The sequence below is a fragment of the Candidatus Aegiribacteria sp. genome (assembly GCA_021108435.1).
Classification (GTDB): domain Bacteria; phylum Fermentibacterota; class Fermentibacteria; order Fermentibacterales; family JCC-6; genus Aegiribacteria.
This window is the reverse complement of record JAIOQY010000214.1, coordinates 16,261-29,652: the sequence shown is the minus strand read 5'-3', so window position 1 is coordinate 29,652 and position 13,392 is coordinate 16,261. Positions and strand designations below refer to the sequence as shown.

At 45.6% G+C, this 13,392-nt stretch carries 13 protein-coding genes; 6 read left to right on the top strand and 7 right to left on the bottom strand.

The window, feature by feature from the left end:
- Positions 1–124 precede the first annotated feature (124 nt).
- Positions 125–403, bottom strand: coding sequence for a type II toxin-antitoxin system Phd/YefM family antitoxin (locus tag K8R76_13315; protein MCD4849155.1), 279 nt, complete (start codon positions 401–403; stop codon positions 125–127).
- A gap of 134 nt (positions 404–537) precedes the next feature.
- On the opposite strand from K8R76_13315, the gene K8R76_13310 reads away from it, so the two are divergent.
- A complete protein-coding gene (locus tag K8R76_13310; protein ID MCD4849154.1) occupies positions 538–1,392 on the top strand; it encodes a transposase in 855 nt (284 codons plus the stop codon).
- Positions 1,393–1,408: 16 nt separating this feature from the next.
- Here K8R76_13310 and K8R76_13305 read toward each other — a convergent pair whose 3' ends face one another.
- From K8R76_13305 to K8R76_13290, 4 genes are read right to left on the bottom strand one after another with little or no spacing between them, the layout of a single operon-like run.
- A complete protein-coding gene (locus tag K8R76_13305; GenBank protein MCD4849153.1) occupies positions 1,409–2,191 on the bottom strand; it encodes a dihydroorotate dehydrogenase electron transfer subunit in 783 nt (260 codons plus the stop codon).
- Positions 2,175–3,872: a hypothetical protein gene (locus K8R76_13300; protein ID MCD4849152.1), complete on the bottom strand. Its 1,698-nt coding sequence runs from the start codon at positions 3,870–3,872 to the stop codon at positions 2,175–2,177. Before K8R76_13300 ends, K8R76_13305 begins: the two co-directional genes overlap by 17 nt.
- Positions 3,865–5,106, bottom strand: a complete 1,242-nt coding sequence (locus K8R76_13295; GenBank protein MCD4849151.1) for a dihydroorotase — start codon at positions 5,104–5,106, stop codon at positions 3,865–3,867. Before K8R76_13295 ends, K8R76_13300 begins: the two co-directional genes overlap by 8 nt.
- A 60-nt stretch (positions 5,107–5,166) precedes the next feature.
- Positions 5,167–6,453 carry a class II fructose-bisphosphate aldolase gene (locus tag K8R76_13290; GenBank protein MCD4849150.1) on the bottom strand — a complete coding sequence of 429 codons (1,287 nt, stop codon included), beginning with the start codon at positions 6,451–6,453 and terminating at the stop codon, positions 5,167–5,169.
- Between the two features lie 78 nt (positions 6,454–6,531).
- Between K8R76_13290 and K8R76_13285 the strand changes: the two genes are divergently transcribed.
- Both K8R76_13285 and K8R76_13280 read left to right on the top strand, forming a co-directional pair.
- Positions 6,532–8,310, top strand: coding sequence for a Trk family potassium uptake protein (locus K8R76_13285; protein MCD4849149.1), 1,779 nt, complete (start codon positions 6,532–6,534; stop codon positions 8,308–8,310).
- 18 nt (positions 8,311–8,328) lie between these two features.
- Entirely contained in the window at positions 8,329–8,988 is a 660-nt protein-coding gene (locus K8R76_13280; protein ID MCD4849148.1) for a TrkA family potassium uptake protein, read from the top strand.
- Here K8R76_13280 and K8R76_13275 read toward each other — a convergent pair.
- Together K8R76_13275 and lepB are read right to left on the bottom strand one after the other, a co-directional pair.
- Positions 8,966–9,949 (bottom strand): hypothetical protein, encoded by a 984-nt coding sequence (locus K8R76_13275; GenBank protein ID MCD4849147.1) that lies wholly within the window; start codon positions 9,947–9,949, stop codon positions 8,966–8,968. The genes K8R76_13280 and K8R76_13275 overlap by 23 nt on opposite strands.
- The gene (lepB, locus tag K8R76_13270) at positions 9,946–10,677 is read right to left on the bottom strand and encodes a signal peptidase I (protein MCD4849146.1); all 732 of its coding nucleotides are present in this window, start codon (positions 10,675–10,677) and stop codon (positions 9,946–9,948) included. Before lepB ends, K8R76_13275 begins: the two co-directional genes overlap by 4 nt.
- Before the next feature lie 294 nt (positions 10,678–10,971).
- Here lepB and K8R76_13265 point away from each other — a divergent pair, with 294 nt between their 5' ends.
- Genes K8R76_13265 through K8R76_13255 form a run of 3 tightly spaced genes read left to right on the top strand, consistent with a single transcriptional unit; the run spans position 10,972 to position 13,370 of the window.
- Positions 10,972–12,027 (top strand): mechanosensitive ion channel family protein, encoded by a 1,056-nt coding sequence (locus K8R76_13265; GenBank protein ID MCD4849145.1) that lies wholly within the window; start codon positions 10,972–10,974, stop codon positions 12,025–12,027.
- Positions 12,024–12,698 carry a DNA repair protein RadC gene (gene radC / locus K8R76_13260; protein MCD4849144.1) on the top strand — a complete coding sequence of 225 codons (675 nt, stop codon included), beginning with the start codon at positions 12,024–12,026 and terminating at the stop codon, positions 12,696–12,698. The genes K8R76_13265 and radC overlap by 4 nt, the downstream gene beginning before the upstream one ends.
- Complete coding sequence (locus K8R76_13255; protein MCD4849143.1) at positions 12,699–13,370, top strand: hypothetical protein; 672 nt, start codon at positions 12,699–12,701, stop codon at positions 13,368–13,370. It begins immediately after the preceding gene.
- The last annotated feature ends 22 nt before the right edge of the window (positions 13,371–13,392 follow it).

Genomic DNA, 13,392 nt, shown 5'->3' with positions numbered 1-13,392 from the left:
CTTTGTTTAATCTCTTGAAATATCTCTAATGCACTTAAGAGGTCATCAATTGCAATATATTCAAGAATTTCCTTCAGATCATTCTCTGCGATACCAGCCCATACTACTTGATACGCCCGGTTCACTAAGGCTTTTCTTTCAGTGCTGCCTCAATATCTTTGAACACGTCATCCTGGATTCTAGATTTACCATCTCTGATTTCAGCCTCCCCCTGCGAAACCAGCTTCAAGATGCCAATTGCATTACGCATGTTTTCATAGCTCCCGGGATCTTGAAGCATGGTCCGAGGCTCTCCATTTTGTGTAATTATCACAGGGCGGTAAGTTTCGTTGATTTGATTGAGCAAATCTGCTGCCCTGGTTTTCAAGTATGTAACTGGTTTAATGTCACTTGTAATATGCATTCTCTATACCTCCAGTCAATATATTATGCCAAATAAAGACCGTTTGTCAACTTTTCAATCTTGGCCTTATATGTACTCTTTAATCTCTAGGGTCGTATCTTGAATTTTGGTATTATTTTTATTATGCTTCATTTATGACTAGATTACTCCGAATAGAATATCCAGGTGCTGTGTATCATGTGACTGCTCGTGGTACCGATCGCCAGAACATTTTCTTGAATGACTCTGATAAAGCCGCTTTCCTGAATCGATTACTTAAGACGGTAAACCGACATAACTGGCTTTGCCATGCGTATTGCCTGATGTCAAATCATTACCATTTATTACTTGAAACAACCGATGGAAATTTGTCAGCGGGAATGAAACTGCTGAACAGTGCATATGCTCAATACTTCAATCATTCACATGATCGTACAGGGCATTTGTTCCAGGGTCGTTTCAAAGCAATCGTTGTAGAGAAGGAGAGCTATCTTCTGGAGTTGTGCAGATATATCGTACTTAATCCTGTTCGCTCTGGTATTGTCGAGTCTCCGGGCGCCTATACCTGGAGCAGTTACAGACAGACCGCTGGTCTCTACCAACGAGAAGACAGTCCTCTTAGTACTGAGTGGATTCTTTCTCAATTCGGGTTTGATAAGTTTGCAGCTGAGCGGGAGTATGTTTTGTTTGTGAACAATTTTGATGATGATGTATCCCCTTTTGAAAAGACCAGGGGTCAATTGATTCTAGGCCGAAAGCAGTTCGTGGAATCTCTTGTCGGAAGTGATCAATACCAAGATATTCCGGAAGTTCCCCGTATCCAAAGATTCTTAAGTCGTCCTTCACTTGAGGATATTTTTTCCAGTGCTTCAGATAAAGTCGGTCGTAATAAAGCTATCTATACTGCTCATATAAAACATGGTTATAGCCAGCAGGAGATTGCAAAGCATTCTGGAATGCACTACAGTACTATCAGTAAAATTATTAAGAATCTTGAGAATAATCAATAGAGATAAACACCAAAATTCAAGATACGACCCCATCTACCCATCGTTCCCAATCGATAGAATCAGCAGGAAATACAGGGCCGTCGGTGCAGCATTTGAGGTATCCTCCGCCCGCTTTCGGTATTGAACAACCCTCACATGCTCCCCAACCGCAACCCATCCTGGCTTCCGCTGAAATTTGTGTAGCGGAAATGAATTCACCTGGAATTTTCTGAATGACAGCTTTCATCATGGCAACCGGTCCGCATACGGCAATATTGTTGACAGAGTCCCATTGAACGGATTCAAGTAAATCTGTCACCAGTCCTTTCCTGCCGCTCGATCCGTCTTCTGTGATGCTCAATAATGAAACTCCTGGAACCGGCAGCAGTTTGTCTTCTGTAGAGGCTCCAAGCAGCAGAAGCCTGCAATCAACTAATGAAACAAGGCCGGGGAATCCGGCAGCACCTAATCCGCCGCCGACAAGAAGCCAGCCGCCGTTATTCAGTTTATAACCGGAGCCAAGAGGTCCGAGGACTCTTACTGCTGAACCTGTTTCTACCTCTGAAAGTATTGTAGTTCCTCGGCCTACAGTTTCAAAAACGATTTCAATTGAAGAATTGTACGTTCTGCTGATTGTGAACGGTCTTCTGGTCACCGGAAATGGATCGGGAGAAACCTCAATCTGAATGAACTGTCCGGGTTCTGATTGCGCTGAGAAATCCTCTCCGGTTTCCAGACACATTCTGAATACGCCCGGAAGGAACTCCTCCTTTGAGGTAACAGCAACATCTCTGTCCAACCCGCTACTCTTCTCCCCCACCTTCTTCGGCCCCTCCAAGTCTGTTCAAAGCGGCAATGCCCATTTCAGTGTTCCTATATTCATTGGAAAGTTCCGTAAGGTATTCCTCAAGAATTCTATCATCCATTCTTGCGCCTTCAGCAGCAAGATACGCAGCCCAGAGAATTTCAGGTCTCTTCATTCTGCTCCATCCGGATAAGAGAGCTGTATTCAATTCTTCCCATGCCTCGTTGAATCTCTCTTCCTCCAGAAGATTCCAGGCATGCTCAAGAACAACAGAGGGTCGCAAACGGTATCCTTCACCCCGATCGAAGTTCAGTCTGTTTTCAATAGCGGTGGCAAGGTCTCCACTGTCGCACAGGGCATAGGCTTCCAGCAACAGAATCCTCGACGAATCCGCATCAGATATCACAATATCTGACAGAGCAGCAAGAGCCATTGCTCTTTCCATGTCCGGCGCACTTTCAGAAAGGGTTATCAACTCATTCAACGCTTCGGGGTCTTCTTTCCCATACAGATCGATTCGTTTCTCAGCAATCATTAAGCGGTATAGCCAGCGTTCACTTTCACTGCATGTACCAAGCTCATCTAAATAACTCAGAAGCAATTCGAGATCGTTACGTCTGTCTTCAGCAAGACGAAGCCATAGGTATTCACCACTTCTGCCGGAAAGTTCCTCCAGATCATCAAGCGCGTCTTCTATTCTACCATCCTTCTCCAGCAGCATCGATCGAAGGTATAGAGCCTCAGCACCATATTCCCGATAACTGTCCAGATCAGCAGCGCTTCTGAAAGAGGCCATTGCACCAGCGGGATCTCCCGCGAGTTCCCTGGCTTTTCCATCAAGAAGAGCAATAATCGCTGTTTCCAGATCGGATCTGTATCCTGAGAGTAGCTGCGTCAGTACTTCCACTGCTTTCCCGGGTTTATCAGCCTGCAAATAAGCCTCCGCCGCAATAGTGAGCGCTCTATAATAACCTTTTCCTCTTCTGAACATATCTCCTGCCGTCAGAGCCATTACAGCTCCACTGTCGGGACGTCCTATCTCCATCAGGGCACGACCGATCAATAATGTAAGTTCCGCGGAAAGGCTGTCATCCCCCGGTGTTCCAAGACTGTCGGCAACCACAAGAACCAGTTCAGGCTGGTTATTCAGCAATTGTGCATCCATCAGATACAATCTTGAGGAAATGTATCTATCATTATTCTCATGGGAAACATTTTCGAACGAAGCAACCGCATCATTCAATCTGCCAAGTTCCATGGCTGCGAGACCCATACCCATAAAAGCTCTATCGCGAATTGTCTGATCATCAGTCAGTATCGCTGTCGAAGAGAATGCCATCATCGCTTCGGTCAGATCAGAAGTACCGCTTCCGGTAAGCGTTCGTCTGCCCAGCTGAAGAAGCGCGTTGCCGAGAAGAAGCTGAGCATCGTCAATCCATCGACTTTCAGGATAAACAGCCAGAATCTTGGCTGCGCCCGAAATAGCTTCGTTAAGCAGTACTTCCTCAGAAGATACCGGATTATCAGGATACTGTTTCGCAATCTCAAGAGCTTCTCTGTAGCTTTTTCTGGCGTTGTAATACGTGTTGTAATAAGCACATGAAGCCACAAGTAACAACATGAAAACCATTATTGCTGCAACTGAGTATCTTGGGAGCTTGTCCGATATTGTCGGACATGCTCCTATCTTATGCAAACTGACCATCCCGGTAGACAAGCCTCCCCTTCCAGACAGCTTCGACTTTGCCTTTTAATATCCTACGGAAAAAAGGTGTATTCCTCGATTTTGAAAATGTTCCTGTTTCGTAAAGACTGTATTCAATATCGGGATTGTAAAGGACGATATCCGCCTTATCCCCAACCGCAATGCCAGGTTCCTGAATCCTCAGAATTCCAGCCGGTCCTTTCGTCAGAAGACTTAGTATCTGAAGGAGAGTCATCCCGGATTCCGTATGAAGAGCCTCAATCGTTAAAGGCAGGATAGTTTCCAGTCCGACAATCCCAAAAGCTGCATCCTCCAGTGATTTCCGCTTCTTGAGCATAGCGTGTGGGGCATGGTCTGAAGCAATTGCGTCCACCATGCCTTTCTTCACCATGGCTAGCAGTCCGGAGCGGCTTTCAAAACTTCTGAGCGGCGGATTCATCTTTGCCATTGATTCATGCTCAAGAACAGCGGTTTCATCAAGAATCAGGTGGTGTGGTGTGACATCAACTGTGACTTCTGCTGACCTGAAACAATCAGATCTGACCAGTTCAATACTCCTTGGTGATGACAGATGAGTCAAATGAAGATGCCCCGGACAATTGTTTGCGATTTCAAGGCATCTGGCAACATCTACTGTCTCGGCACACTCCGGGATTCCCCTTACACCAAGCTCCCCGGCAATTACTCCCTGATTAATTGAACCTCCTGATAACTCCATAACCTCAGGATGTTCGATAATCACGCCGTTGAACGCAGAGACAGTTTCCATTGCCTGAAGCAGTAATCCGGAATCATGGACCGGGCCACCATCATCTGAGAATGCTGTGGCTCCGGCTTCATGCAGCTTATGAAAATCGACGAGACATTCTCCAGCTCTACCCCTGGTAACGCATGGAACAGGTATGCAGCGGGCAAGATTCAGACTCGAAGCCGCAGATATCATATCCGATACAATTTGAGGAGAATCGATGGGTGGAGTTGTATTCGGCATAGCACCTACGGTGGTTATACCTCCGGCAATCGCTGCCTTCAGACCTGTTTCAATAGTTTCAGAATCCTCACCACCGGGAACACGGAGATGTACGTGCATATCCACCAGTCCGGGAAATACCCATTTACCGTCAGCGTTTATCGGTATGGCATCGAGTTCAACGGGCAAGCCAGGATCAACAGCTTCGATTCTGCCATTTCCGATGAGAATATCGCCATGAAAGTCAGTATTCACTGAAGGATCTATTATCCTTGCATTTCTGATTACATATCGTTCCAGGAATTCATCACCCTCTCAGTCGGAGAAGTCCTCCCCGGTTGTATCAAGTTCTTTCCCGCTCCCGCCATCAGGCGCGGCATCAGGCGCGAGGGACGCGGAGTAATTTTTTCTGACCGCAGTTATAAAACGTTCGGGAACAGAGTTCCAATCATCTCTCTGAAGGATTCTATCAATAACTGCGGTTCCGGTTCCAGTAGAGTTGAATGCTTCGAAGAACTTGAGCGCCCATTTCTCGGTTTCCTCCAGAATACGATCTCTGTATATGTACGGCAGACTCATTATCCTGTAGTGGAACGGAAGGTTTGCTTTTTTGTAATCTCCGGAGTTGCGGGGATATCCCCAGGCATCAGCCCAGGATACTATCTCGTCCCATAATTCTGTCGGAATTCCTTTATCGGAGCGCTTCACAAACGATCCATTTTCAATCACAGCGTTGCCGCTGTCAGGATCGATTTCCAGGCCGAACAGGATATTCTGCCAGAGAGTTCCTACATTACCTTTATTTATACCATACTCTTTGAAATGCCCGACTTTATCGAGAGGTGTTCCACTGATACCATGCTGCGCTATCTTACAATCGTACTGTGATATTGCATTCGCAATTTCTCTGGTTCTTATCAGGTCGATTCCCTCGCCTTCACCCTTGGAAGAATCGTAAGTACCATGTTTGGACCCATTTGAGATCGCGAGGAAATCCGGGAATATTCCCCAGCTGTTAAGACCTCCTATGAAATACTCCGCTTCCTCTACGGTTGTGAGAACCCCGGCCCCCTTTATTTCACCGACTTCAACTTCAAGACCGATATATGGCTGGATGTGCATAGCGAGATCACGAGTGAAGATCAGATTCTCGTAGTCGGGGTTATGTGATGCGTCAACAGCCACCGAAGTCCAGCCCCTTGAAATGGCATCTGGAACAGTTATGACGGCTTCATCTCTGTCACTGTCTGATTTTATCGCATAATGGTCCATATGCAGACCGAAAACGGTATTATCTTCAATTGAACTTGAGAACTGTAACGCGAACCAGGGAAGATTCCTGAAATTCACTCCCGTATAACCAGCTTCTGATTTTGCCAGTTCGAGTAAAACAAAAGAGTCGACTTTTTTCGCGGCCCGAAGAATTCCCAGGGCACTCAGGGGATTGCGAATATTAGCAGCCATGACAATGGCATTTTTTTCAACAGCAACCGCAGCTATGTCCTTCATACTCACAAGAGCAAACCTGCTCGCAGGAAACGCTTTTGTTACATTCAAAGGTCTTAAATTTAGGAACTTGTTGTACTCCACCGCATTAATCATTTAGATTCCTTTCGTATTTGACCGGACGCGCATTGAGTGTTAATATGCTTGAAACCAGGGCAGGGAGGTATGGTCGCATTGGATAACAGATTTGTTGGAAGTGATTCAGTTCGACTGTTTCTTTCTTTATGTGTATTTGCTGTCCTTATTGCACTATTCGGACTGTCTCTCCGGTCACCGGATATCCTTCTCGCAGCTGATATTCTGATTATCATTATATCCATGATATTCCTTGCGGGTATAGTGCTGCCTGATGGAGTTTCTTCATTCAAGGACAGATTCACCGACGAAAAATGGCTTCTTCTCTTCTCTTTCCTCTACATCATTGCGATCCTGATCGTCGCAATCCAAACAATACATCACGGAGTACTACCCGCTGGATTAGCTCTTGCTATAAAAATATCCCTTATATACAGCACTCTCTGTTCCGTGAGAGTACTCCTTGCGTATTTGGGATCCTGGGCTCTGGATCATCTCTCTCCTGCTGCTATTCTTCCGGTTTCATTTGCAATTGTTATTGCTTTTGGAACAGCAATGCTGCTTCTCCCAAACGCGACTCCTTCCGGCAGCAGTATCGGAGTGATCGATGCGGCTTTCACATCTACATCGGCAACATGTGTAACGGGACTTATAGTGAGGGATACAGCAACGGATTTCACCGTTTTCGGGCAGACTATAATTCTGATTCTTATCCAGGTTGGCGGTCTTGGAATTATGACATTTGTAGCCTTCTTCGCGCTGTTTCTAGGGCACAATGCAGGTCTCAGGGAATCAGCATCACTTGTTCAGGTGATGGATAGTGACTTTATAAATGATCTTAAAAGGATAATGGGTTCTATTATCGGCTGGACACTGACAATAGAAAGTGCAGGAGCTTTCATACTCTACCTGATATGGGATGGTCAGCCTGTCGGATGGACGATGAACTTCAAGATCTGGCAATCGATCTTTCACAGTATTTCCGCATTCTGCAATGCGGGTTTCAGTCTGAATCCCACTCTTGCAGATACTTCATCCGGCTATTTCAGTAATCCAACCAATCTGGAAGCTTTCGCACATGTACCTGGAATCGCTATAACCATTGGCAGCTTAATCGCACTTGGAGGAATCGGTTTCCTGATTTTAACCTCTCTGGGAGCACATATCCTTCACAGAATGAAAACGGGAACCAGTATGCGAATGTCTGTACAGGTAAAACTCGTTCTCTGGATTACGATAATACTCATAGTAGTCGGCTTTGGAATATTCCTTGGGTTCGAGTGGAACAATTCTCTTGCCGGAATGAATTTTTCTCAGAAGATCTCAAATGCTTTTCTCGGTTCCATAACGCCGCGAACAGCAGGATTCAATACCGTTCCCACGTCCACTCTGATGCCAGCAATGCAATGGTTCATTATAGCATTGATGTTCATAGGTGCGTCTCCGGGTGGAACAGGTGGTGGCGTAAAAACCAGCACAGTCGGTGTGATATTTATGAGTTTCATGTCTCTCATTCGAAGGAAACCATCCACGGAGATCTGGAACCGAAGCATTTCCCCTCATGATATCAACCGTATGGCTGCTGTACTCCTTCTCGGAGGAATGGTTTTCACAATTTCAGCAGGGCTTCTGCTCATCTCCGAACAGAATTCCACACAGGAATTCGGACCATTTGACTATATCTTCGAAGCGATGAGCGCTTTCGGCACTGTAGGTCTATCCACCGGAGTTACTTCAGGTTTGACCTGGATAGGAAAGGTAATAATCATTCTTACAATGTTTGTGGGAAGAATTGGGCCGGCTACACTGGCTGCGGCAACTGGAAGAAAGCATGTTATGCTGTATAAATATCCCGAAACACGGATTACTATAGGATAGAATCGGAGACAGATAATCTTGAAATCACAAAAATTCGCGGTAATCGGTTTGGGTTCGTTTGGATACAGCATGGCGACAAAGCTTGAAGATCTTGGTGCGGAAGTACTTGCAATCGATATTAGCGAACGTCTTGTACAGGAGATCAGTAATTCAGTCTCTGCAGCAGTAGCTTTTGACTGCACCGATGAGAATATTCTAGAAGCACATGGTCTGGCGAACATGGATCTTGTAATCGTTGCAATAGGAGAAGATTTCGGCTCTAATGTTCTTGTAACGAAAATACTCAAGGATATGGGTTTGAAGGTTCACAGCAGAGCCACAAGCAAACGTGAAGCACGCATTTTGCAGGCGGTTGGGGCTGATCATATCTACACTCCGGAACAGACGCAGGGTGTCACCGAAGCAAGGCGACTCACTCTGCAGGGTGTAGAATCCTACATACCCCTCTCAGGCGGAATTGTCTTCGCGCATGTGGAAGTCAAGGAAGCGATGGTTGGCCGGATGCTCAGAGACCTGGATATTCGCCGGGTCTTCGGTCTGAATATCGCGTACATCGGAAGAATGACGGATGATGGCAGGAAGTACAGGATTCCCAGACCGGATGATGTCTTCAGAGAAGATGATCACATATTCATCATGGGCACTCAGGAGGATATCAAGCGCTACCTTCAGAGCTGATCCGTTTACTTTTTCTTCTTTCCATCAGCGCACCGAGACCTGCTGAACTCAACGCATGTCTCTGGTCGGAATTAACGTCTTTGAACAGCTGTATGCATTTATCCGGATTATCATTCTCATGTGAGATACCATTCACAAGATATATAATAACTTCAGGAAGCCTCTGAGGATCATCAAAAGCTATTTTCTGCTGTAAACCTTCATCTGGTATAAGAACGAGTTTTGCAAGCAGAGGGATCTCTTTCCGCATGGTTCCGAATATATGGACTGACTGCATAAAACAATCAGTCCATCTTTCCAGAAGCACTGTATACCAGTTATTAAAAGCACTGAGAAGAAGGGATATCTCATCAAGACCAACACCGGACAAAGAATGTGTCTTCCCGGGATAGAAGTATCCTGAACATCCGGTCGAAACTTCGTACTCAAGATATTCCCAGACTTCCGGGCCATCAAGAGTTTTACCTGGTAACCAGCCGATATCTGCTTTTCCATCAATAATCGGGAACAGAGCTGTAATTTCATCCTTTACAGTCCTGATAAGGCCGGATTCCCCTTTTCCTATCAGCTTCTCATAAAGGTCCATTATCTGTCCTTTGGATCCATTCAGCTTCCGCAGAACAGGTTGATCTGTCCAGCATCTGAGAAGGTATTTCAGCACATTATCTTCAACAAAGTAATAGGACAGGTACATTTCTTTAATATCATTCTCAAGCCATTGCAGGAAATCCTCTAGTCCTTTTGCGTCCCGCCCTATGAATCGATATGGTGTTCCGTTCTTAATAGCGTGATAGGCTACCGGACCGGTCCTGCTGTCGATTTTCCAGTATCCATCTCTATGGAGATCTCTGCTGTCAAGAGCTCCTCTGGAAAGTTCTTTCAGGTTCAGGAATCGAACAGGTACTTTTTCAAAATAAGCTTCGGAGTAAGGAAGTGTTTCATTCAACAGGATATCGGTCACCTGATAAGCCTCGCTACTCTGTCAAACTTTGGAAGACCATCGCCAGGTGTCCATGACCAGTAAGTCAGAAGAGCTTCACCTTTAATCAGATCAAGCGGTAATGCCCCCCAGACCCTGCTGTCGCTGCTGTGATCCCGGTTATCCCCCATCATGAATACATGATCTTCGGGAACGACATAAGCCAGAAGACCGTCTTCGGTAATAATACAGTTATTTCTAATCTCCCAGTATGCAAGATCGCGAATTCTTCCATACAGTTCATCGATACAGTCAGGCCATGCCTGATCAATAGGACTTGGTTCGAATTCATCCTGATAGCATAACGCCCATTCCGGAGATGGCTGACCGTTTACGTATAATGTATCTCCACTCACCCTGACGGTATCACCTGCCACAGCTACAGTCCGCTTAATGAAATCCTTTCCAGTCGCAGGGCATTTGAACACAAGTATCTCTCCGGCTTCCGGGTTACCTGTCGCAGGCATGAGCAACCCATGAGAATTTCCCCTGTAATTATGAAAAAGTGGTTCCATCTCATCGGTCCATGGGATTCGCTGTCCCTCTTCTACTTTCATAACAAGAAGATGATCTCCCACAAGCATGGTTCCTTCCATACTGGGTGTGGGAATCCTGAATGCCTCTATAACAAATGGTCTCAGGAATCCAAAAAATATTATCAGCGCCAATGACAGCTGCAGTATCCAGTCCCTGATCTTATCGAAATTCAAGATACCTCCAGGATTTTTTAAACGGGCAATCCAATGAAATGTGTGCTGCACCTGTAATTGTCAACAGGCGGGTCAGAATAAAGAATATTCCTTATTCAAACGTACGGGATATGCAGTTCCATACACTACACTGCTATTATCATAGCGGAATATAATACACGGTGACATACAGGGTTCCCTGACAGGTGTTCCGGGTCCTGGTGAAATATGCAGAGCTGGTTGACACTACCTGTTACCTTCTTCATTGTGTTTGGGTATGAAGACTTGAATCAGCCCCGTGATGGAGGTAAAGGAATGAGCAAAGCACTGGCAGATATTTATAACTACAGTACAGGTGGATTACCCCTGGGCAAGATTGCTGCATCAATCATCATAGTACTGCTGGCTTTTGCACTGAAATGCGTCCTGAGTTCCATATTGAGAAAAACTGGAAAGAAAAAACTTGGTTTTTTAGCAGCTCTGGCAAGGGATCTGATTAAACCGGCGTCTTTCCTGATTATTATTATCGGTATCTATCTCTCTTTGATGATCCATTCATTACCACTCTCTACAGTTGACTGGATAAAAAAAGCATTCCTCTTCCTTCTTACGATCAACATCCTCTGGCTCATTATGAGAACAATTGATGCAGTTTCGGAACAGATGTCTGACATCGCAGCTGATACCGAGTCAAGGATGGATGATCAGCTTATACCTATACTCCGTAAGCTCGCCAAATTCATCGTTGTCGCTATCGGGATCATCTTTTACATGCAGTCCAACGGATATCCTGTAAGCGGAATTATCGCCGGAATGGGGATCGGTGGTCTGGCAATGGCTCTCGCAGCTCAGGATTCCATATCGGGGATATTCGCTTCAGTAGTAATTTTTCTGGACAGACCTTTCATGGTAGAGGATTTTATCGAGGTAAACGGCGTTACCGGAACGGTTGAGGAGATCGGGATACGTTCGACCAGAATACGCACAGCTGAAAAAACCCTTGTGACAATACCCAACAAGGAGATAATGGACTCTAACGTCAATAACTTCTCCAAGCGCCCTATGAGACGGACAACAACTACTATTGGAGTAACTTATGACACTACTCCTGACAAAATGGAAAAACTTCTTATACAGCTGCGACAGATGCTTCGGGACGATGAGTCAATCGATAACGACAATGTCTTCGTGAATTTCACCGGTTTCGGTGACTCATCGCTGGACATCGATATGAAATACTTCATACTGACAACCGACTACAATGTGTGGCTGAACAAGAGAGAATCAATTAATCTGAATATCATGAGGGTCGTATACGGTCTCGAACTTGATTTTGCTTTCCCGTCCACAACAGTTTATCTGGAAAAATGAGTCTTTCACCGAAAGGCCACAGAGAGCGCCTCAGGCAAAGGTTTCTTCAGGCAGGAATCAGGGGGTTTTCGGATAGAGATGCACTCGAACTCCTTCTGACCTATGCAATCCCCAGGAAGGACACAAAGGAAACAGCTGCGGCACTTATTGAGAAATTCGGATCTCTTCGCGGCGTGCTTAACCAGCCGCCTTCGATGCTTCAGACCGTATCTGGAATAGGACCGGCGGCTTCCGTTCTCCTGAACCTGGCAACTTCCATCACCACGCAATCGTTCAAGTTAAAGAAAGGTACACAGGTTATTGACAGCCCTGAGAAAGTCAGAGAATATCTTGAAATAAAAATGAGTACTCTCAGAAAAGAGAGACTTATTGCGCTTCTGCTGGATTCGAGCAATAGATTGATCACTGAATGTATTCTGGAATTCGGTACTGTGGATAAGGCCGCTGTACATCCCAGAAACCTGCTGGAGAAGGTCATTGCTACCGGAGCAACAGGTGTCATTCTGGTTCACAATCATCCCGGTGGAGCCAAACGTGCAAGCCAGGAGGATATCAGACTTACAAGAAACCTGCGGGATCTTGGAAAAAGCCTCGGATTCAGACTTCTCGACCATATGATCGTCGCTGACGGCGAAACTTTAAGCCTGAGAGAAGAAGGTGTTTTCAATTAGATGAGCGTTCTATTATTCTTTTTGGTCGTTTTTACGCAGTCTCCTGAAGGATCATCTGAAATGCCTGAAAACACCCCTCTTGAGGAACCTGTATCAGATTCAGTTCTGATTGTTATCAGTATGGATTCAACGTACGTTGCCGGTGGTATTCCGCACCATTACCTTGTTCAGGGTGTATGCCTGACGGTCGGGTCAGAAACAAGGGATACGCTTTTCTGGATAGCCCCGTTACCTGCTGATATTGTTCCATCATTGGTCAACGCAGGCGCAACAGAGGAAAGAATGCTGGAGCTTCTTGTTTCAGGATCCACATGGGTCTCCGGATTGATACAGGTTAAACTTATTAAGAATCCAGACCGAGTATCTCTTTTCAGCTCATATCGCACATGGCTTTACGACGGAACTGTTCTCAATCTTGAAGCTATTATTCAGATGGATTCGGTGTTTCATGAGCTTGTAAGGGAAAACCTTGATATTCCGCCGGATGTCTCAACCGACAGCTGGCTCTGGACAAATGGCTTCTGGTTTGACCCTGAGAGTTTCATTCTACTTCTGAAAGAACCGGAGCATCCTGTTATCAGAATAGGTCTGCCTTCAATTGAAGGGCTTGATTCTCTTATGATCGTTGATCTCCCGCTTCTCAGGTTGAACCAGGCAAGCATGTACGACTGATTGACAGTTCAGAATTATCTGG